Origin of the sequence: Mesobacillus jeotgali, from assembly GCF_900166585.1 — a bacterium.
Lineage (GTDB): Bacteria > Bacillota > Bacilli > Bacillales > Cytobacillaceae > Mesobacillus > Mesobacillus jeotgali_A.
Map to the genome: position 1 here is coordinate 118572 of NZ_FVZC01000009.1, position 21792 is coordinate 140363.

19 protein-coding genes are annotated in these 21792 nt (G+C 44.3%); 15 read left to right on the forward strand and 4 right to left on the reverse strand.

All coding sequences use genetic code 11. The features are described 5' to 3' along the window. The first annotated feature begins 213 nt into the window (after positions 1–213). From B5X77_RS10685 to B5X77_RS10695, 3 genes are all read left to right on the forward strand, one after another. Positions 214–954, forward strand: a complete 741-nt coding sequence (locus B5X77_RS10685; RefSeq protein WP_079507934.1) for an ABC transporter ATP-binding protein — start codon at positions 214–216, stop codon at positions 952–954. Beyond that, positions 947–2158, forward strand: coding sequence for an ABC transporter permease (locus tag B5X77_RS10690; RefSeq protein WP_079507936.1), 1212 nt, complete (start codon positions 947–949; stop codon positions 2156–2158). Before B5X77_RS10685 ends, B5X77_RS10690 begins: the two co-directional genes overlap by 8 nt. Before the next feature lie 102 nt (positions 2159–2260). Beyond that, a complete protein-coding gene (locus B5X77_RS10695) occupies positions 2261–2983 on the forward strand; it encodes an EcsC family protein (protein WP_079507938.1) in 723 nt (240 codons plus the stop codon). Positions 2984–3746: 763 nt separating this feature from the next. Here the strand turns inward: B5X77_RS10695 and B5X77_RS10700 are convergent. Beyond that, positions 3747–4949 carry a M20 family metallopeptidase gene (locus tag B5X77_RS10700; RefSeq protein ID WP_079507940.1) on the reverse strand — a complete coding sequence of 401 codons (1203 nt, stop codon included), beginning with the start codon at positions 4947–4949 and terminating at the stop codon, positions 3747–3749. Positions 4950–5101: 152 nt separating this feature from the next. Continuing rightward, positions 5102–6493 (reverse strand): hypothetical protein, encoded by a 1392-nt coding sequence (locus B5X77_RS10705; RefSeq protein ID WP_079507942.1) that lies wholly within the window; start codon positions 6491–6493, stop codon positions 5102–5104. A gap of 289 nt (positions 6494–6782) precedes the next feature. Between B5X77_RS10705 and liaF the strand changes: the two genes are divergently transcribed. Genes liaF through B5X77_RS10720 form a run of 3 tightly spaced genes read left to right on the forward strand, consistent with a single transcriptional unit; the run spans position 6783 to position 9247 of the window. Further along, positions 6783–7556: a cell wall-active antibiotics response protein LiaF gene (gene liaF / locus B5X77_RS10710; RefSeq protein WP_257391880.1), complete on the forward strand. Its 774-nt coding sequence runs from the start codon at positions 6783–6785 to the stop codon at positions 7554–7556. 12 nt (positions 7557–7568) lie between these two features. Continuing rightward, positions 7569–8624: a HAMP domain-containing sensor histidine kinase gene (locus B5X77_RS10715; protein ID WP_257391787.1), complete on the forward strand. Its 1056-nt coding sequence runs from the start codon at positions 7569–7571 to the stop codon at positions 8622–8624. After that, the gene (locus B5X77_RS10720; RefSeq protein ID WP_079510194.1) at positions 8612–9247 is read left to right on the forward strand and encodes a response regulator transcription factor; all 636 of its coding nucleotides are present in this window, start codon (positions 8612–8614) and stop codon (positions 9245–9247) included. The genes B5X77_RS10715 and B5X77_RS10720 overlap by 13 nt, the downstream gene beginning before the upstream one ends. A 41-nt stretch (positions 9248–9288) precedes the next feature. Here B5X77_RS10720 and B5X77_RS10725 read toward each other — a convergent pair whose 3' ends face one another. Continuing rightward, on the reverse strand, positions 9289–9795 hold the full coding sequence (locus B5X77_RS10725) for an antibiotic biosynthesis monooxygenase family protein (protein WP_079507944.1): 507 nt from the start codon (positions 9793–9795) through the stop codon (positions 9289–9291). Between the two features lie 287 nt (positions 9796–10082). On the opposite strand from B5X77_RS10725, the gene hemE reads away from it, so the two are divergent. From hemE to B5X77_RS10750, 5 genes are all read left to right on the forward strand, one after another. Beyond that, on the forward strand, positions 10083–11129 hold the full coding sequence (gene hemE, locus B5X77_RS10730; protein WP_079507946.1) for a uroporphyrinogen decarboxylase: 1047 nt from the start codon (positions 10083–10085) through the stop codon (positions 11127–11129). A 90-nt stretch (positions 11130–11219) separates the two neighbouring features. Then, positions 11220–12158 (forward strand): ferrochelatase, encoded by a 939-nt coding sequence (gene hemH, locus B5X77_RS10735; RefSeq protein ID WP_079507948.1) that lies wholly within the window; start codon positions 11220–11222, stop codon positions 12156–12158. A gap of 25 nt (positions 12159–12183) precedes the next feature. Continuing rightward, a complete protein-coding gene (hemY, locus tag B5X77_RS10740) occupies positions 12184–13605 on the forward strand; it encodes a protoporphyrinogen oxidase (protein ID WP_079507950.1) in 1422 nt (473 codons plus the stop codon). Between the two features lie 126 nt (positions 13606–13731). Next, a complete protein-coding gene (locus tag B5X77_RS10745; RefSeq protein WP_079507952.1) occupies positions 13732–14304 on the forward strand; it encodes a TetR/AcrR family transcriptional regulator in 573 nt (190 codons plus the stop codon). Between the two features lie 75 nt (positions 14305–14379). Next, on the forward strand, positions 14380–16581 hold the full coding sequence (locus tag B5X77_RS10750) for a YhgE/Pip domain-containing protein (protein WP_079507954.1): 2202 nt from the start codon (positions 14380–14382) through the stop codon (positions 16579–16581). 107 nt (positions 16582–16688) lie between these two features. On the opposite strand, the gene yhfH is transcribed toward B5X77_RS10750, so the two are convergent. Beyond that, positions 16689–16823, reverse strand: coding sequence for a protein YhfH (gene yhfH, locus B5X77_RS10755; protein WP_079507956.1), 135 nt, complete (start codon positions 16821–16823; stop codon positions 16689–16691). A gap of 169 nt (positions 16824–16992) precedes the next feature. On the opposite strand from yhfH, the gene B5X77_RS10760 reads away from it, so the two are divergent. The 4 genes from B5X77_RS10760 to B5X77_RS10775 all read left to right on the forward strand — a co-directional run bounded on the left by B5X77_RS10760 (position 16993) and on the right by B5X77_RS10775 (position 21336). Continuing rightward, complete coding sequence (locus B5X77_RS10760) at positions 16993–17727, forward strand: MBL fold metallo-hydrolase (RefSeq protein WP_079507958.1); 735 nt, start codon at positions 16993–16995, stop codon at positions 17725–17727. Between the two features lie 13 nt (positions 17728–17740). Continuing rightward, complete coding sequence (locus B5X77_RS10765; protein ID WP_079507960.1) at positions 17741–18730, forward strand: lipoate--protein ligase; 990 nt, start codon at positions 17741–17743, stop codon at positions 18728–18730. Positions 18731–18899: 169 nt separating this feature from the next. Further along, positions 18900–20453, forward strand: coding sequence for a fatty acid--CoA ligase family protein (locus B5X77_RS10770; protein ID WP_079507962.1), 1554 nt, complete (start codon positions 18900–18902; stop codon positions 20451–20453). Between the two features lie 106 nt (positions 20454–20559). Then, the gene (locus tag B5X77_RS10775) at positions 20560–21336 is read left to right on the forward strand and encodes an enoyl-CoA hydratase-related protein (protein WP_079507964.1); all 777 of its coding nucleotides are present in this window, start codon (positions 20560–20562) and stop codon (positions 21334–21336) included. The last annotated feature ends 456 nt before the right edge of the window (positions 21337–21792 follow it).

Below are 21792 nucleotides of genomic sequence, written 5' to 3' on the forward strand. Positions count from 1 at the left end.
TTGAACGTTTAAATCAGTCTGCTTATAAATCGAATAATATGTCTTTTACAGACACCTCATTTCGAATTATTGCTTGTTCCCCTTCAAAAATTATGATGCCCGCATTGGCGGATTATATGTGAAAAAAATTTAGAAGTCAGCTGAAGCTTTTCCTAAATGAGATGGATTTGTTAAAATAACGGTACACGAATAAGAACTGGAAGGGCGTTGCCTATGTCTTTATTGGAAATTAACCAGGTGACCGGTGGTTATACGAGGAATCCGGTACTGAAAAATGTGAGCTTTACTGTAAACGAAAATGAAATTGTCGGGTTGATTGGACTCAACGGTGCTGGGAAAAGTACAACAATCAAGCATGTGATTGGTCTGATGGAACCACAACAGGGGAACATTAAAATCAATGGAAAGACGTTCATCGAGGGAAAGGAAGAATATCGAAAGCAATTCACCTTTGTACCGGAAACGCCTATTCTTTATGATGAATTGACGCTTGAAGAGCATCTTCGCCTGACAGCGATGGCCTATGGCCTCGAAGAAAAAGAGTATGAACAGCGTATTGTTTCATTGTTAAAAGAATTCAGGATGAGCAAGAGGCTGAAATGGTTCCCTGCCCATTTTTCAAAAGGAATGAAGCAAAAGGTGATGATTATGTGCGCATTCCTTGTCCAGCCATCCCTTTATATTGTAGATGAGCCATTTGTTGGTCTGGATCCGCTTGGAATTCAATCTTTGCTGGATTTAATGGACAAGATGAAGCAAAATGGAGCAGGCATTTTGATGTCGACACATATCCTGGCAACAGCTGAGCGTTATTGTGACCGCTTTGTCATTCTCCATAATGGAGAGGTCAGGGCACATGGGACACTGGAGGAGTTAAGGGAACAGTTCAATATGGCAGGCGCAACCCTGGACGATCTCTATATCCAGCTGACAAAGGAAGAAGACTATGTTTAATCCGCAGGAATTATGGAAAGAGCGGTTTGGCACTTTTGCCAAAGAGACAGGAAGTTACCTCCGCTATATTTTAAATGGCCATTTAGTGATTGTCGTCCTGTTTTTATTGGGCACAGCCGCCTTTTACTATCAGGAATGGATTCAAACTCTGCAGCCGGATTTTCCGGCGGCTTGGATCATTGCCTTTATTCTTGCTGCTCTACTTACATATAGTCCTGTCCAGACTTTCCTGACAGAAGCGGATAAAATCTTTCTTCTGCCGCTCGAAACAAGATTAGCTGATTATTTCAGGAAATCGATTATTTTCAGTCTCGGCCTGCAGTCCTATCTTTTGCTGATTATGCTGGCCGTTTTAATGCCTCTTCATGTAAAAGTTCACGGTGCAGACTTCAAGTCGTTTTTTATCCTGCTGAGTGCAGTAATCCTGATAAAACTGGTCAATCTACTGATACGCTGGCATGTCCAGCATCATATTGAATCAAGCGTGAAATTGACTGATAACATCATACGTTACAGTATCAACGCGGTCCTGATTTATTTCATCTTTTCTGGGGCACAGCTGATTTTTGCAGCAATTCCTGCTTTGATATTAATCCTTCTGTATGTGTACTATAAAAAACAGACGAAGGATAAGGGATTAAAGTGGGAGCAATTGATTGAGGATGAAGAACGGAGAATGAACGCGTTTTACCGTGTAGCCAACTTGTTCACTGATGTTCCCAAATTGCGTGACCGGACGAAGAGACGCAAATGGCTAGACTGGCTGGTCAATATAATCCCTTACCGGCAGGATCTTGCGTTCAGCCATCTTTATATAAGGACCTTTGCAAGGGCTGGAGATTATTACGGCTTGCTTCTCCGTCTCACTGTCATTGGAGGCGCTGCGCTTTATTTCCTTACATACGGACCAGGACAAATTTTACTCGCCTTGCTTTTCATGTATTTGACAGGGTTCCAGCTTCTCCCGTTATGGAATCATCATCAAAATAAACTATGGGTTAACCTTTACCCAGTAGCAGAACCGTCAAGGAATAGGTCCTTTACAAGTCTTCTGCTGGGCATATTGATTTTTCAGGCAGCAGTGTTTGCTGGGATTGTTCTTTTTAAAGGAGATCTGGTAATGGGGGCCATCGTTTTAGCGTCAGGAGTGGCATTTGCGATTTTCTTTGTTTATTTTTACAGCCAGAAGAGGCTAAAATCATGATTGTAAATCCTTTTCATAATCGCTTATGGCTTTTATGAAAAGGATTTTTTTTGCATCGAATATGGTTACCATGCGTAAAAGTAACGAAAAGGGGTGAAAGCTTTGAATGAGTATGAGCAGAAGGTATATGAAGAGATCATCGCCTGGAAAAGAAAGCTGAATAAGCGTTCAGGAATATTGGCGCGTGCCTCAAAAAAAGCGCAGACGAAAGTGAACCAGCTGATACCGGAAAAGGTCCATCAAATCATGACGGACACCATTAAAAATATGGTCAAGGCGACACTAGCTGGATCCAATTTTACGACGAAAAAGCAGCAGGGAGCCGGATTGACTCTCGCCGGTAAAGATGAACTTTTGAACAGGAAACTTGCTGGTTTTAAACGGACTGCAGCTTTGGAAGGAGCAGGCACCGGGGCTGGAGGAATAATGCTGGGCATGGCGGACTTCCCGCTATTATTATCCATTAAAATGAAATTTCTGTTCGATGCTGCCTCAATATATGGATTTGACCCATCAAAATATGAAGAAAGATTATTTATCCTCTATGTGTTTCAGCTGGCGTATTCAAGCGATGCACATCGGAAGCAGACCCTGGAGGTAATTGAAAATTGGGAAGACAAAAAAACAGAGCTGGCAGAAATGGATTGGCAGCAGTTTCAACAGGAATACAGGGATTATATTGATTTTGCCAAAATGCTTCAGCTAATGCCGGTAATTGGAGCAGTAGTTGGTGCTTATGCTAATTACAACTTGCTTGACCAGCTTGGAGAAACAGCTATGAATGCCTACCGGATGAGGATTTTGCTGTCATCCCCGCAGTCGTGACTGTTAATAATTCAGGCCGCCTAAAGATTTTTCTCGCAAAGGCGCTTATCGTGATGAACGGCACCCTTATGAAGTCGGATGTTGTCGCATAAGGGCGCTTATTGAGGAGAACGGCACCCTTATGGAGTTGGATGTTGTAGCATAAGGGCGCTTATCGAGGAGAACGGCACCCTTATGAAGTCGGATGTTGTAGCATAAGGGCGCTTATCGAGGAGAACGGCCCCCTTATGGAGTCGGATGTTGAAGCATAAGGGCGCTTATTGAGGAGAACGGCACCCTTATGAAGTCGGATGTTGTCGCATAAGGGCGCCTATCGAGGAGAACGGCACCCTTATGGAGTCGGATGTTGAAGCATAAGGTCCTTTATCGAGGAGAACGGCACCCTTATGGGGTCGGATGTTGAAGCATAAGGGCCTTTATCGAGGAGAACGGCACCCTTATGGGGTCGGATGTTGTCGCATAAGGGCGCCTATCGAGGAGAACGGCACCCTTATGAAGTCGGATGTTGTCGCATAAGGGTGCTTATCGAGGAGAACGGCCCTCTTATGCAGTGGGATGCTGACACATAAGGGCGCTTATCGCTGTGAACGGCACCCTTATACAGGAGTTCGGCCTCGGATAAGGGTACCTTTCCTCGTCGTCATCAACAACCCTATTGTACTTGAAAATTGTCTCTCCCTTTTTTCCTCAAAAAAGACTGAAGATAAATTCTCAGTGAATTTACCTTCAGTCTGGATTCGTAATGGTATAAAAACTTCACTCTTTACGCTAATGTTTCTTGATGGTTGGGCTGCTCTTTTGTTTGATAGTTCAATGCTGCTGCGCACAGAGTCTTTGCGGCGATGACCATCGCTTTTTCGTCAATATCGAATTTAGGGTGATGGTGTGGATATGTTTCCGAAGTTTCTGGTTTTGCTCCGGTGAAAAAGAAAGTTCCTTTCACATGCTGCAGGTAGTAAGCAAAGTCCTCGCCGCCCATCTGCAGAGCACTTTCTTCAATTTTTGTTACCTCTGGCACTTTTGAGGCGCAATCGATCAGGAATTCGGTTTCTGCCGCATGGTTTACGACGGCTGGATAACCCTTATCATATAGGTAGTCGTAGGTGCAGTCTGTTGCCAGGCAGGTTCCATGAACAACTTTCTCAATTTCTGATGCGATAAAATCGCGGGTGTTTTCGTTGAAGGTCCTTACTGTGCCAATCAGCTTAGCTTTATCGGCGATCACGTTGAAAGCATTGTCCGCCACAAAAGAGCCAACGGTTACAACTGCAGAATCGACAGGATCTACACGTCTGCTGACGATTTGCTGTAAGTTTGATACAAGCTGTGCGCCAGCCACGATGGCGTCCTTTGTTTTATGCGGCTGGGCACCGTGTCCGCCTTTACCCTGGATTGCGATTTCAAAGCGGTCGGCTGCAGCCATGATTGGACCGATCCGATATTGAATTGTTCCTGTAGGTTCAGAAGCCCACAGATGGGTGCCGAAAATGACATCCACGTCCTCAAGGCATCCGTCTTTTATCATTGAAATTGCTCCGCCTGGTGCGTATTCCTCAGCGTGCTGGTGGATCATTACATATGTGCCCTGAAGATTCTCCTTGGCTTCATGTAATACCTTGGCGAGGACGAGCAATGTGGCTGTATGGCCATCATGGCCGCATGCGTGCATCACGCCCGGAATCAGTGATTTGTATGGGACGTCCTTCTCATCCTGAATCGGAAGGGCATCGAAATCCGCTCTAAGCGCGACGGTTTTCCCTGGCTTGGCTCCATAGATTTTTGCGACGACCCCATTACCGCCAACATTGGTTCGCACCTCAACTCCCAATTTTTCGTAAAAGGCGGCGATATACCTTGCTGTATTCTCCTCCTGGAAAGACAACTCTGGATGTTGATGCAAAAAGCGGCGGATATCCACCATTTCGGGGTAAAGGTTATCTAGTTTTCTAAAAAGCTGATCCTGCATCGTTTCATCTCCTTATGTATAATAGTTTGATAATTTAAATAATTATAACATGATTATAGAATAAAAACATTTAAGAATAGAAGCAAAAGAAGCCCCTGTTAAAGGAGCTTCGTATATAAATGGTGCCATTAAATGGCAGCCAGTGTTTTAAGCTAAATCAGAAACATGGCCACAATCGTGGTAACTATGAGCCCGATTGTAACAGGCAGGAGATTGCGTCTTGCCAGTTCGAATGGATCCACACCGCATATGGCAGCGGCTGGAATCAGTGCCCACGGAACCAGGGTCCCGCCGCCGACCCATATTGCCGCTATTTGACCGAGTGCGGTCAGTGTTGCAGCACCTGCACCTATCGCAGTTGAAAAAATCGCAGCAACCGATCCGGCCAGCGAGATGCCTGAAAATCCCGAACCATCAAGGCCTGTTATGGCCCCGACTGCCGTGAGCGTTACGGCCCCGACTTCCGCACTGAGTGGTACTACAGAAGCCAGTGCTATTCCCAGGTCATTGACGATACCTTGAGAAGTCTCGGGAAGGAATTCTCCGATAATTTTTGTGAAGCCGGAATCTCCAAGGTAGAAAAAGGCGGCAATTGGAATTACTGCACCAAAAACCTTGAATCCAAATTGGAATCCTTCAATGAGGTAGCCGGTCGTTTTTTCAAGTCCTTTGTTCTTGTGGGCTGCGAGAGAAATGAGGAGAAGAATGAAAATTGAAGTTCCGCCAACCAGCGCTGTAGCGTCGCCGCCTTGCAAATTGAGAATGGACATTGCTGCAACATCCGCAGCGAACAATACTGGTATGAGGAGGGCGAAAAGTTTCTTTGTTCCAGCTGTCAGCAGGCTCGGATCACTTGTTTTAGTTAACTCAACTTCAAGTGAACTGCTGCTTTTTAATTTCCCATTTTTCATATCTCTTTTTAAAAAATAGAAAGCCGTGACTGTGGTGACAACACCCATCACTATTACCAGAGGGATACTGGCCTGGACGACCGAACTGACTGGGATATCGGCTGCATCTGCTGTAAGCTTTGGAGCTGCCTGGATGATAAAATCGCCTGAAAGGGCAATTCCATGTCCAAAGAGGTTCATTGCGACCGCCACTCCCAGGGCAGGAAGCCCGACTCTTACTGCAACCGGCAAAAGGACGGCCCCCATCAAAGCGACAGCTGGCGAAGGCCAGAAAAACCATGAAATGATCATCATGACGATTCCAATCGTCCAATAAGCCAAGGCAGGTGTCTTAATAAGCCTGGCAAACGGGGAGATCATCGCATCGTTGATTCCTGTCACTGTCAGAGTCCTGCTCATCGCGACAATTATGGAAATCACAAGAATAGTAGGCAATAACTCGGTGATGGCGTATATGAAACTATTGAATACACTGCTGACTGAACCACTGAGTGAGCCAGTCGCAACAATCGCCAATAAAAATATCCCGATGATTGATACAAGTGATGTATCTCTTTTCTTGACCATAAACCCGATGATCAAGAAAATAAATAAAACATATATCCAATGAAGTGCCGTTAACTCTAAAACCATTGAGTATTTCCCCCTTCTTTATACTTGCTAGCCAATAGCTTTAAATAGGCAAATTCCCTAATTAAGTAATACAGAATATGATGGAAGATAAAAGGTGTGAGCAGGATTGGTAAAATTTTTATCAGTCCCGGGACGGAGGGAGAAAGCTTCCCTGGAGGGGCGGAAAAAGCTGGCCGTTCCCTTAAAATCTAGACAACGGGTAAGTTTACTAGTGAAAGAGAATGTAAATAAAGGGATTTTTTTATCCGAAAAAGAATTAGAGAGTAGGAAAGCAGGAAAGAAGGGGAAAGTGTTGCGAACTCGATCCGTGAATCAAATAGCTGTTGCTATCATTCTGGCAGGTCTTGGGATCATTTTATTACTTGTCAACCTGGGAGTCATTTCTTGGGAAATAAAGGAGCTTTTTGTCGTAACATATCCTTTTTTGCTATTGATGTATGGATTAGTAACCTTGTTGAAGAAGCAGTTTGGCTGGGGATTGTTCATCGGGGTTTTTTCTTCACTATTAGTCATGGACCGTTTTGACGTCATGGCCTTCCGATTTCTTGATGTGTGGAAGCTGTGGCCGCTTTTGCTGATTTATGTTGGAGTAACCATCTTAACCGGGAAGCGGAAGATAAACGTGATCTATCAACCAGACCAGACATCCGGAAAACAGGAGGAGAGGTTTCCGGAGTCAAACGGAAATTCCATGAGGAAAATCAGAGGGGCATCAATTGGCAAGGTGACATTTAAAGAGCAAAATTGGGCAGTTGAACCGATGGATTTATACAATATGGTTGGCGAATACTTTATTGATTTCAGTAAAGGATTCATTCCCGACAGAGAAACGCCAATAAGGGTAAGAGGCTGGGTGGGTGAGGTCAAAATGCTCATTCCGGAGGGAGTCCCTGTAAAAGTCAATGCTGTTATCGGAGTCGGGGAAGTAAAGCTGTTTGATTATGCTCAGGAACAAATCAAACATGTGATAGCTTATAAATCCGATGATTATGATGCAGCAGTCAGGAAACTGAACATCACAATCGAATTGAAAATCGGTTCAGTCAGAGTCGACCGGGTGTAGGGGGGAGAAAAATTGACTAGTATCCGCTTATGGTTCATCCAAACTTTCTTGATGATGGCGTTCATCACTTCCCTCATAATCTTCATCGGCCTGCAGATTTTTTTATCCGTTGTGCCTGACAGCGGTCTTTCGACTTCGATGACTTTCTGGTTTTGGCTGTATAGCTTTGGAATCATGGCGGCCGTGGGCTTCTACTTCAGTCTGCGGGGGAGCTATACAATCAAAGGACGTCTCAGCGACATATTATTATTGATCGCTACATTGCGCAGAGGGAAATTCACAGAAAGAATCATTACCGATGAAAGGGATGAAATCGGTTTGATTTCCGAGGAACTCAATCAGCTGTCTGAGTACCTTCAGGAACAGGTCCATTCCCTCCAAAAGCTGGCCGAAGAAAAAACAGAGCTATCCAGGACAGCAAAATCAGCAGCAATCATGGAGGAAAGACAGCGGCTTGCAAGGGATTTGCATGATGTTGTCAGCCAGCAGTTATTCGCCCTCAGCATGATGTCATCTGCTTCTCTAAGATGGTTTGACCAGGAGCCTGAAAAAGCCAGGAAGCAACTTGAACAGATATCTGAAATAGCAGGCAAGGCCCAGGGGGAAATGCGGGCGCTCCTTTTGCATCTGAGGCCTGTCCAGTTAAGCGGGGAGAGTCTGTGCATAGGAATCGTAAAGCTTATTCAGGAATTGAAGCAAAAAACTGGCCTTGCATTTGAGGCAAGTATTGATGAAATCGAAAATATTTCACAGGCAGCCGAAGAACATATTTTTAGGATCGTCCAGGAAGCATTGTCAAACATACTGAGGCATGCAGATGCGACAAAAGTAAAGGTACTGCTAACGGAAGAGAACCAAACGATTCATCTTTATATCGGTGACGATGGAAAAGGCTTTGATATTCATGAAGGAAAGATGGCATCTTACGGATTGAAAACAATGCGGGAGCGTTGCGAACAAATCGGCGGTACCTATAATATCCGGTCAAAAGAAAAAGAAGGCACCTATATAGAAATTAGGATACCCGCCATTAGGAGGGAAGAACAGTGGGGGAAATCATCAGAGTAGCAGTGGTAGATGATCATGAAATGGTGAGGAAAGGCATCCTTTCCTATCTGGAAACCGAACCGGGGATTGAGATCGTCGGGGAGGCAGACAGCGGAGTAAAGGCAGTTTCACTTGTTAAGGAAACGAAGCCAGACGTAGTTCTCATGGACCTTTTAATGGAGAATGGCACCGGAATTGAAGCGACAAGGGAGATACTGGGTTTTTATCCCGAATGCAAAATCATTATCATTACAAGCTTTTACGATGATGATCAGGTTTTTCCGGCAATTGAGGCAGGTGCTTTCAGTTATATGCTAAAAACAGCAACTGCATCAGAAGTCATCCAGGCGATTGAAAAAGCGGCCAGAGGAGAAACAGTAATCGAGCCAAAGGTTGCCAATAAAATGATGAGAAGGCTAAGGCCGCAAGAACGCAAAGCACATGATGAACTGACAGAACGGGAACTCGATGTACTTATGTGCATTGGAGAAGGTATGACAAACCAGCAAATCAGTCAAGAATTATTCATCGGAGTCAAAACGGTCAAGACACATGTGTCCAACATACTCGGAAAACTTGGACTATCAGACCGAACCCAGGCTGCAGTATACGCAAACCGGAATGGCCTGATAAAGATGCCGTGAAAAAAGAATGGGAGTGGGCCATTATAGGCCACTCCCAATTATTATTTTTCTATATAATACTTGGATACATAAGATGCGCTTTCAAAGATATTAGGTCTTGCGCCATCGATGCCAGCTTCTGTACCTCGGTTTTTATGTGTAGTTTGATAGGCTTTCGATTTTTGCCAGTTTTCAAATGCACTCTCATTTTCCCAGATGGTTAGAATGATATAGGTGTTTGAACTTAAAGGCCGTAGGACACGGATGGCGACAAACCCTGGTTCTTTCTCAATAAGCCTTGGCCGGTTAAGGAAACGGTCCTCGAAAAGCGGGCGCCCTTCATCCGTTACCGGGATATTGTTAAAGACCGCAAAGCCTTCATGGCCGAGTGTTCCGGCTGAATCAATCACTTCATATTTCCTTGGGGAACTGAATAAGGTTTTCCCGCCAGTCTCATGAACAAGGATAGATGATTCGTTATTGTTCATCAATACCATGCTTTCATTCTGGTGCTTTTCTTTTAATTTCAGCAGAAAATCTGCCGTTCCAGATGTAATGAACAAATTCATTTTTTTTGCCCCCTTTATTAAAATAAGTTTTTTCCTCTATTAAAATGATATTCATGCCATAAACTATTTTCCCTTTTTAAGAGTGGATAAAAACAAAAAAACGTCAAATTTTCAACAATTTAAAGCGTTTCCTATGAAATAGGGCCATAAAAGCGATATAGTGTAGATAGTTTGTTTTACTATGGGTATTAGAATACCGATTTCCATTCAGAAAATAGAAGTTTTTTATTTCAATCCTTTTATATTACAATGGATTACAGACATTACTGAAAGGTGGACCACACTTAATGAGCAAGATAATCAATGAAACTTTTTTAAAAGCGGCAAGAGGGGAAAAGACGGATCATGTACCTGTATGGTATATGAGGCAAGCGGGTCGGTCCCAGCCTGAATATAGAGCGATCAAGGAAAAATATTCACTCTTTGAAATTACTCATCAGCCAGAGCTTTGCGCATACGTCACAAGATTGCCGGTTGAGCAGTATGGTGTTGACGCGGCAATCCTATACAAAGATATCATGACTCCGCTGCCAGCTATGGGAGTTGACGTCGAAATTAAATCAGGCATTGGGCCAGTTATTGAAAATCCAATAAAATCCCTGTCAGATGTAGAAAAGCTGGGGATGATCAATCCGGAATCGGACGTACCGTATGTACTTGATACGATCAAGCTTCTTACTGAAGAGCAGCTTTCCGTGCCGTTAATCGGATTCTCCGGAGCACCGTTCACACTCGCGAGCTATATGATTGAAGGCGGCCCTTCAAAAAACTATAACAAGACAAAAGCTTTCATGTATGCACAGCCGGAAGCGTGGTTCGCGCTGATGGACAAGCTTGGCGACATGGTGATTACATATGTTAAATCACAAATCAAGGCTGGAGCAAAAGCAATCCAGATTTTTGATTCGTGGGTCGGCGCATTGAATGTCCAGGATTACCGTACCTTCATCAAACCAGTTATGAACAGGATTTTTTCAGAGCTGAAAAAAGAGAATGTCCCGTTAATCATGTTTGGTGTTGGAGCAAGCCACCTTGCACTTGAATGGCATGACCTTCCGCTCGATGTAGTAGGACTGGATTGGCGTCTGCAGGTAAGTGAAGCACGGGAGCTAGGTATCAAGAAGACTGTCATGGGAAATCTTGACCCGGCTATCCTGCTTGCACCTTGGGAGGTAATTGAAGAAAGGGCGAAAGCGATTCTTGATCAGGGAATGGCACAGCCCGGGTACATTTTTAACCTTGGACATGGCGTATTCCCATCCGTTAATCCAGAAACACTGAAAAGGCTGACAGCTTTTATCCATGAGTACTCTGCTTCAAAGATGGGCAAATAGTCTCTTTTCTGTTTCAGAGCATTACATTTGGTAAATTCGTAATGTTTTTGGCAGAATATAAGCTTAGAGACACGAAAAAGAGGTGCAATCATGACAAAGAAGAAAATGGGCCTGCTTGTGATGGCATACGGCACACCATACAAAGAAGAAGATATAGAACGATATTATACACATATCCGCCACGGGCGAACGCCGTCACCGGAAATGCTTGATGACCTGAGACAGCGTTACGAAGCGATTGGCGGGATTTCTCCGCTGGCGAAAATCACGGTCGAGCAAGGAGAAAAACTGGAACATCATTTGAACAGCATCCAGGATGAAATTGAATTCAAAATGTATCTTGGCTTGAAGCATATCGAGCCTTTTATCGAGGACGCTGTAAATCAAATGCATGAAGATGGAATTGAAGAGGCGGTCAGCATTGTGCTCGCACCGCATTTTTCAACATTCAGCGTGAAATCTTACAACGGACGTGCCAAGGAAGAAGCAGCAAAGCTTGGCGGACCTGAAATTGTATCGGTGGAAAGCTGGTATGATGAGCCAAAATTCATTTCATACTGGTCTGACCGTGTCGCAAAAACATTTGCAAATATGACTGCTGAAGAAAGGGAAAAGGCGGTTTTGATTGTTTCAGCGCATAGTCTGCCGGAAAAAATTCTTCAGATGGGGGATCCTTATCCTGAACAATTGAAGGAAACTGCTGATTTGATTGCCACAAAGGCAAAGGTTGAGAATTATGCGGTCGGCTGGCAAAGTGCAGGAAATACACCGGAGCCCTGGCTTGGACCAGATGTCCAGGATTTGACAAGGGATCTGTATGAAAAGCATGGCTACAAAGCATATGTATATGTTCCAGCCGGGTTCGTTTCCGACCATCTTGAAGTACTATATGATAATGATTATGAATGCAGGATCGTGACGGATGAAATCGGGGCCAGCTATTATCGACCGGAAATGCCGAATGCCCAGCCGGAATTCATTGACGCAGTGGCAGATGTCATTTTAAAGAAGCTGTCCACTTCACGCTAAAACTAGTAAAAGAAGGCGATTTACCGTGACAGAAAAAAAGAGAGTTGTAATTATAGGAGGAGGCATCACTGGTTTGGCGGCTGCATATTACTTGCAAAAGCGCGCCCGGGAGAATCAGCTTCCTCTCGAAGTAAAACTGGTTGAAGCCTCCCACCGTGTTGGCGGGAAAATGCAGACCTATGTAAAAGATGGTTTTGTGATCGAAAGAGGACCAGATTCTTTTCTTGAAAGAAAGGAAAGTGCAGGACGTCTGGCCAGGGAAGTAGGCTTAGGGGATAAACTAGTCAATAACAGCACGGGGAAATCGTATGTGCTCGTAAAGGACAAGCTTCATCCCATACCCGGCGGAGCAGTGATGGGAATCCCTACTCAAATCGGTCCGTTCGTTACTACAGGTTTATTTTCGTGGCCAGGGAAATTCCGGGCTGCAGGTGACTTTATTATGCCGCCTTCAAAGATTGATGGTGACCAGTCGCTTGGCGAGTTTTTCCGCCGCAGATTAGGTGATGAAGTGGTTGAAAATTTGATTGAACCCTTACTTTCAGGAATTTATGCCGGAGATATTGATAACATGAGTTTATTATCCACCTTTCCGCAATTCTATCAGGTGGAGCAGAAATACGGCAGCTTGATTCTCGGTACAAAGAAAACGACACCAGCCCCGAAAAAACAGCCTGCCGAGGCAGGACAGGCTAAGAAAAAGGGGATGTTCCTGACAGTGACGACTGGACTCCAGTCATTTGTTGATGCGATTGAGTCTAAGCTTGAACCTGGTTCCGTTATTAAGGGAATCAGGGTCGATAAAGTGAGCAGACAGGAAAATGCTTATCGTTTAAAGCTGAGCAGCGGCGAAACCCTTGATGCAGACAGCATCCTTTTTGCGGCCCCGCATGAAGCTGCCTTGCATATGTTCTCCGATCATGAACATATCTTTGACCCATTTCGTGACATGCCTTCGACTTCGGTTGCAACGGTCGCGATGGCGTTCCCGGAAAGTGTCATAAAGGAAGATATCGATGGCACGGGCTTCGTTGTATCAAGGAATGGTGATTACACCATTACCGCCTGCACTTGGACTCACAAAAAGTGGCCACATACAACTCCTGAGGGGAAGGTTCTGCTCCGTCTTTATGTTGGCAGGCCAGGGGATGAAGCAATTGTGGAACTTTCAGATGATGAAATTGTTAAAATAGCATTGGAAGATTTGAATAAAACGATGGATATTCAGGCGCAGCCAGATTTTGCGGTCGTTTCCCGCTGGAAGGAAGCCATGCCGCAGTATACTGTGGGGCATAAGCAAAGGGTTTCCAAATTGAAAAATGACCTTACAGATGAACTTCCTGGTGTTTTTGTGGGAGGAAGCTCCTTTGAAGGAGTAGGCCTTCCCGACTGCATAGATCAGGGGGAAGCCGCGGTCGAAAAAATCCTTGGATATTTGCAGTTTTAACCGATAAAAAACCCTTTCCTAAGGGTTTTTTATTTTACATACTTGCCATAGTGTAAAAGATGTGATAAATTATTTTTTGACGAAATGACTGTTTTTCTCATTCGGTCATTTCATGGAGGTGTTATCATGGCAATCGACCGGAGGCAGCAGATCATTGATGCGGCCAACAACTCTTTTTCTCTTTACGGCTATAAGGCAACGACGATTGATCAAGTCGCAAAGTTGGCGAATGTAGGGAAAGGGACAATTTATACTTTCTTCAAAAATAAAGAACAGCTTTTCGATGAAATTATTAACGGTCTTCTCAGAGAAATGGGAGAGGTCGCAAATGAGGCTGTGAATCCAGCAGATTCTTTTTACGAAAATGTTCATAGAGCATTATATCGACTGCTGGAGTTTCGTAAAAAACATCAGCTGACGATCAAACTTTCCCAGGAAGCACGGGATATTGGGACCCCTGCTGTTTTGGAGGTCATGGATAAGCTTGAATCTGCCATCCTCGGTTTCATTAAGGATAAGGTCATCCAGGCAATCCAAAAGGGCGAAATAAAGGAATGTGACCCGGAAATCACCGCTTTTATCATGATGAAGCTTTATATCGCACTGATTTTTGAATGGGAAAAGAAAAACAAGCCGCTGGAAAAAACGCAAATTTCAGAGCTGTTTGAGTTCTATATTTTCAAAGGATTGTCTCATTAGGAGGTAGTCCTTATTTTCAGGACAAAATTGACCAAATGAATAAATCGGTCATTTATTTTATCTAGGAGGATAAAGATGAAAAATAAACTATTCACCCAAGAATTACTTGCTATTTTTCGAAATAAGAAGCTGCTGATTCCGATTATTGCCGTCTTGTTCATTCCGGTCCTGTACAGTGGAATGTTCTTATGGGCATTCTGGGATCCATATGAACATCTTTCCGATCTTCCTGTAGCAGTCGCCAACAGTGATGCAGGCTCAACGATCGACGGGAAGAGGCTTGAACTCGGCAATGACCTGGTGGAAAAGCTGAAAGAAAGTCAGGATTTTGGTTTTGAATTTGTATCAGAAGAAGAAGGGGAAAAAGGACTTGAGCAGCAAAAATATTATATGCTCATCAAAATTCCGAAAGATTTCTCTGAAAATGCAACAACATTGATGGATGAACATCCTGAGAAACTCGAACTTGTTTATATGCCTAATGAAAGTTTCAACTTCTTGTCTGCCCAGATTGGCGGGACAGCAGCTGAAAAAATCAAAGCATCTGTGTCCGAAAAGGTTTCCGAAACCTATGCGGAGACGATGTTTGACAATATCGGCGAACTGGCCGATGGTCTCGGTCAGGCGAGTGAAGGTGCTGCGGACTTGAACGATGGTGCGGTCAAGCTTAAGGATGGCAGCCAGGAGCTTTATGATAATCTATCCGTGCTCGCTAGCAAGTCGATTGAGTTCAATCAGGGAATGAACTCCGCTGATTCCGGTGCGAAAGAATTGGCAAATGGAGCAGGAAAGCTAGCTGATGGACTTGGTCAATTGGAGGAAGGAGAAACGAAGCTTGAAAATGCTTCAGGCCAACTTCTTACAGGCCAGAAAGATTTACAGGCAGGAGCTTCAGAAGTAAAAGCTGGTTTAGAGCAGGCAAACAGCAAGATACCAGCATTAATTGAAGGTACTAAACAAATTGAACAGGGTTCCGAGAGTCTCGGCCAAAACCTGACAGCCTGGAAAAGCGGGGCTGAAAATGCAGCTGGCGGAGCGGCACAACTTCATGCCGGCATTCAAGAACTGCAAAAACAAATGGAGGCGATGGCGCCTTTATTGAGTGCCTACCCTGATAAACAAAAAGAGCTTGCCGCAGCGCTTGCTAAACTCGAAGCTGGCAGTGCAGGTCTTGAGAATGGGACAGCGCAACTTTCAGATTCAGCAGGTAAACTGGCTGCAGGATCTGGGGAATTATCAGTAGGCTTGAATAAAGTCATTGATGGCCAGGGTGAGCTCCAGCAGGGAATCTCGAAACTTGCAGCGGGCAGCGGGCAAGTAGAAGGTGGTGCTGCGAAACTGGCGGCAGGCCAGGAAGAATTTCATTCAGGTCTACAGCAGTTCGGTGACAAGCTGAGTGAAGCGAAAGCTGGTTCTGTTGAGCTGGCAAATGGAAGTTCCAAGCTTGTCGGCGGAATGGACCAGCTGGCAGCGGGATCTGCAGCCATGACGGACGGAGCAGACAAACTGGCATCTGGTGCCGGAGAATTGTCTGAAGGAAACACAAAGGTAGCGGCTGGTACATCCGAGCTTGCTGAAAAACTGAAGGATGGAGCAGAAGAAGCAAAGGTGAATCCAAATCAGGATACCTATAATATGCTTGCTGCGCCAGTAAAGCTAGCAAATGAAAGCTTCAGCTCAGTTCCGAACTACGGAACAGGATTTGCACCATACTTCTTATCTCTTGGCTTATTTGTCGGTGCGTTGCTGCTTTCGATTGTATTCCCATTAAGGGAACCAGCCGGAGTTCCTTCAAGCGGTGCAAGCTGGTTTTTCAGTAAATTCAGCATCCTGGCCGGAATAGGCATATTACAGGCACTTGCAGCCGATGCCATCCTTCTTATGGGGCTGGGTCTTGATGTACAAAGCGTTCCTTTATTCGTGGTGTTCTCCATTATCACAAGCCTGACTTTTATTGCATTGATCCAGTTCCTTGTGACATTGTTAGGAGATCCGGGCCGTTTTGTTGCAATCGTCATCCTGATTTTGCAGCTTACGACAAGCGCAGGAACATTCCCATTGGAGTTAATTCCAGGATTCCTGCAAAAGTTTAATGCATATTTGCCTATGACCTATTCAGTACAAGGTTTCAAAGCTGTCATCTCAAGCGGGGATTTCAGTTTCATGTGGCAAAATGCAGGGATTTTAGCTGGGTATATTTTATTCCTGGCAGCAGGTACAGCATTCTATTTCCATTGGATGTTCAAGAGGAAATTCACCGTATTAGCAGTAAAATAAAAAAGGAAGCCAGCTCTTAAAATAAGGAGCTGGCTTTTCATTTGCAGTTGATCACTGCGGGAAAGGGATTGTATTACACCCGGAAAACCGGGGAAGGAAAACGAGATTTAAAACCTTCCAGGATCCATGCATCCGTCGCATTTGTTTCCATAACATTCATGCTGTTCATCAATCGTTTCTCCACACTCGATACATTGCTTTTTTGGTAAATTACGAAAGAATTCTACGACATTTTCAATCATGCTGTTCCCTCCATTTGTGTTGTTGTTTTGGTACAGACTTATTATTTACTTTATTGTATTATAACAGAATAAAAGACGTCAATCATAATTTTCTGAAAAAACGGTTCAAGTGAAAAAATGGGCAAAATGAAGTATAGTGAAGGCAAAAGCATAATAAGGAGGAATCTGATTGAAGCTGACTATCGTAGGATTCTGGGGCGGATATCCTAAAGTGAATGAAGCAAGCACTGGATACTTACTTGAGCATGAAGGTTTTAAGCTCATGATAGATTTTGGCAGCGGCGTACTCGCAAAGCTCCAGAATTTCGTGCAGCCTGAAGAACTGGATGCAATGGTGCTGTCACACTATCATCCTGACCATGTTGCCGACATAGGTGTACTGCAGCATGCCCGCCTGATTCAGGGTTTTCTTGGCAGGAAGTCACCGCAGCTGCCGATTTACGGTCACACACAGGACAAGCAGGAATTCGCAAAACTTACATATAAGAACATCACAAAGGGAGTGGCCTACAATCCTGCAAAAAAGCTTGAGATTGGCCCTTTTACCATCTCATTTATCCCTGCAGTCCATCCGGTCCCATGTTACGCAATGCGGATTGAAGCTGGCGGCAAGTCCTTGGTGTATACAGCAGATACTTCCTTTAAGGAGGAATTTATTTCATTCGCTTCTGGAACAGACTTATTGCTTTCAGAATGCAATTTTTATGGTAACCAGGACGGCAAGGGTGCAGGACATATGAACAGCTATGATAATGGAAAGCTCGCTGACCAGGCCGGAGTTAGGCAGCTTGTCCTGACTCACCTGCCCCATTACGGTGAAATCGATCAACTCGTATCCGAGGCTTCGACACTATTTTCCGGCCCGATTATCCTGGCCAGGGAAGGGCTTGAAATAACCTTATAAAGGAGAATCAACCATGTTATTTATTGATAATAAAGGAATCACGGATCCTAGGATCAACCTCGCAATTGAAGAATATGCCTTGAAAAATCTTGATATCAATGAAACCTACCTGCTTTTTTATATAAACGAACCATCCATCATCATTGGAAAGAACCAGAATACAATTGAAGAAATTAATACCGAATATGTCGAAAAGAATGGCATTCATGTGGTCCGCCGGTTATCCGGGGGTGGAGCCGTGTACCACGACCTTGGCAATTTGAATTTCAGCTTTATCACGAAGGATGACGGAGACAGCTTCCATAATTTCAGAAAGTTTACCGAGCCAGTGGTGAACGCACTTAGGAAAATGGGAGTAGACGCGGAATTAAGCGGCAGGAATGACTTGTTGGCAGAAGGCAGAAAGATATCCGGAAACGCGCAATTTTCAACAAGAGGGCGGATGTTCAGCCATGGCACCTTATTATTTGATTCAGAGATTGAAAACGTCGTTTCGGCACTTAACGTAAAAAAGGACAAAATAGAATCGAAAGGAATCAAATCAATCCGCAGCCGAGTCGCGAATATTTCCGAGTTCCTTTCAAATAAAGTGACAATTGAGGAATTTCGCTCCCTTCTGTTAAAAAATATCTTTGAAGGGCTGGATGAAATTCCTGAGTACGTCCTAACGGAAAAGGACTGGGAAAATATCCATGAACTTTCAAAAGAAAGATATCAGAATTGGGATTGGAATTACGGCAAATCGCCTAAATTCAACCTGCAGCATTCCCATCGCTTCCCGGTTGGCCAGATTGATGTCCGATTTGAGGTCAACAAGGGAATCATCGATCATTGCAAAATCTATGGAGATTTCTTTGGTGTAGGCGATGTCACTGTGATCGAGGACAAGCTGACAGGCATAAAATACGAGAAATCCCAGATTGTCATTGCGATGGAAGATGTGGACATCAAACATTATTTCGGAAATATTTCTAAAGAAGACTTTATTAACTTAATATATTAACTTTTAAAACGCGGTGTTGATACACCGCGTTTTCTGTTAAAGAAATATAAATTGTTAGAATTTCGGCATATTTTCCTTGAATCCATAATTTTCTTTCAATATAATATATTTAGAAAACTTTCTATAAAGTTTGGTGATTGAGTTCACCGCAAAGGGGGAAGGGAGTTATATGAATCTTTCATCACAGCTTCATCACACTGCCTCAATGCTGGGCGAAAAGCCGGCATATTTTTTCATGGACAAAGCTAGTACCTATGCTGAACTGGATGCTGCCGTCACGAAGTTTGCATCTGGCCTTGAAAAATTAGGGGTAAAAAAGGGCGATCATATTGCCTTGCTGCTAGGAAACTCTCCACATTTTGTCATCAGTTTGTACGGAGCGCTAAGACTCGGTGCAACAGTCATTCCCATCAATCCAATTTACACCGCAGATGAAATCGGCTATATCCTGAACAATGGTGATGTGAAAGTTGTCGTCGGTCTAGACATGATGCTGCCACTCGCCGAAAAAATGCATCAGCACCTGCCGAAGGTCGAATACTTTGTCATTGCTGAGACTGGCCAAAACCAGATGTCTGAAGAAGAAATGTCCAAGCTTACTTTAGGGTCAAAATTGAAACCGTTTACACATGTCGTTGGTTCCGGAGACCTTGGCTATAAAGGTCCTGAGTTAAATGAAGACGATATTGCAATCATTCTTTATACATCCGGAACGACTGGAAAGCCTAAGGGTGCTATGCTTACCCATAAAAATCTTTACAGCAATGCTAAAGATGTAAGCGATTACCTAAAGATGAACGAAGATGACAGGGTGATTACTGCTCTGCCGATGTTCCATGTCTTCTGCTTGACCGTTGCCCTTAATGCCCCTTTGATGAATGGCGGGACATTGTTGATCGTCCCTAGATTCAGCCCGGCAGAAGTGTTCCGGATTGCCAGGGAGTACGAGGCTTCTGTATTTGCAGGCGTGCCGACCATGTATAATTTCCTTTTCCAATATCCAGAAGGAAATCCAGATGATCTTAAGTCATTAAGACTGTGTATTTCTGGAGGTGCTTCACTTCCGGTTGCTCTGCTTCAGAATTTCGAGCGAAAATTCAATGTCATGGTCTCTGAAGGATATGGCTTATCAGAAGCTGCTCCGGTCACATGCTTCAATCCGCTTGACCGCCCGCGCAAACCTGGTTCAATCGGAACATCAATCGTGAATGTTGAAAACAAGGTCGTCAATGAAATGGGAGAGGAAGTGGCCCCAGGAGAAGTTGGCGAATTGATCGTCCAAGGTCCGAACGTAATGGCAGGTTACTACAAGATGCCGGAAGAGACAGCTGCAATTATCAAGGATGGCTGGCTTTATACTGGTGACCTTGCCCGCATGGATGAAGAAGGATATTTTTACATCGTTGACCGCAAGAAGGACTTGATTCTTGTTGGCGGATACAATGTATACCCGCGTGAAGTTGAGGAAGTACTATACAATCATCCAGACGTAGTCGAAGTGGCTGTTCTCGGTGTTCCAGACCCTAACTTTGGCGAAGCAGTCAGATGCTATGTTGTCAGCAAAAACCCTGAGCTGACAGAAGGACATCTGCTAGAGTACTGCCGTGAGCACCTGGCAAAATACAAGGTGCCAGGAGCGATTGAATTCCTTAAAGAACTCCCGAAAAATACAACCGGGAAAATTTTAAGACGAGCATTGAAAAACCAGGTTCTGCAAGGTTAATAATCTTTACGATAAGAGGCAGGCGCCCTTGCCTGCCTCTATTTTTGCGTTAGGCAGGAATTTTATTCTTTTGGCTAGAATGTCATTGGAGAAGGAGTTGAACTTGATGGGGAATATTGATTTTCAATTAGACGGACATGTAGCAATTGTGACACTGAATCGCCCAGACGCTTTGAATGCTTTTAATTATGAGACGCTGGGAGAAATGCAGCAGGTTATTGAAGAAATAAGGACAAACCGTGATACGAGGGTGGTCATTTTTACCGGAGCAGGTGAAAAAGCATTTAGTGTAGGGGCTGACCTAAAAGAACGCCGCACACTGTCTGATACAGAAGTGAAGCGGAATATCTATAAAATCGGTGAGGTATTCACGATGGTGGACCAGCTTCCACAGCCTACAATTGCGGCGATCAATGGATTTGCCTTCGGAGGCGGAATGGAGCTCGCTTTGGCTTGTGATTTCCGTGTTGCCGCAGCAGGAACACAGATGGGATTGACGGAAACGAGCCTGGCAATCATCCCTGGAGCGGGAGGAACACAGCGGCTGCCAAGGCTGATCGGACAGGCAAAGGCACTTGAACTGATTTTGACAGCACGCCGGCTGAAAGCAGAGGAAGCTCTCGATTATGGCCTTGTCACCGCAGTAGTCAAAAAAGAAAGCTTGCTTGATGAATGTATGAAATTTGCCGACATGATGCTCGCAAACGGACCGGTGGCCCTGCAGCAGGCTAAGTATGCGGTAAAGCAGGGAATGAACGCAGATTTGCAGACAGGACTGCAATTAGAGCGCAAAGCCTACGAAGTCACTATCCCGACCGAAGACCGGCTCGAAGCACTGGCAGCATTCAGTGAGAAACGGAAGCCAAATTTTAAAGGAAAGTAACCGAACACGGCGACAGCCGTGTTTTTTTGTGGAAAGCTAGAAGAGCCCCATTCGCGTATCGACCGCCAGCGGATAATTCCAATATATCGCCCATATTTGGCAATATATCAGTGGATTTTCAATTACATCGCCCACATTTGGCAATATATCAGTGGCTTTTCAATTATTATATCGCCCACATTTGGCAATATATCAGTGGATTTTTCTATTATATCGCCCACATTTGGCAATATATCAGTGGCTTTTCAATTATTATATCGCCCACATTTGGCAATATATCAGTGGATTTTCTATTATATCGCCCACATTTGGCAATATATCAGCGGTTCTTCAAATATATCCGCCTACATTTAAAAATATATCGACCATCTGTGCATTCTGAAGAACGCTGCCCATGCAATTTATTTTTCCAAAGTATTTCGGCAAAAGAAATACTTTTCCAAGGTGCTGGAAGTA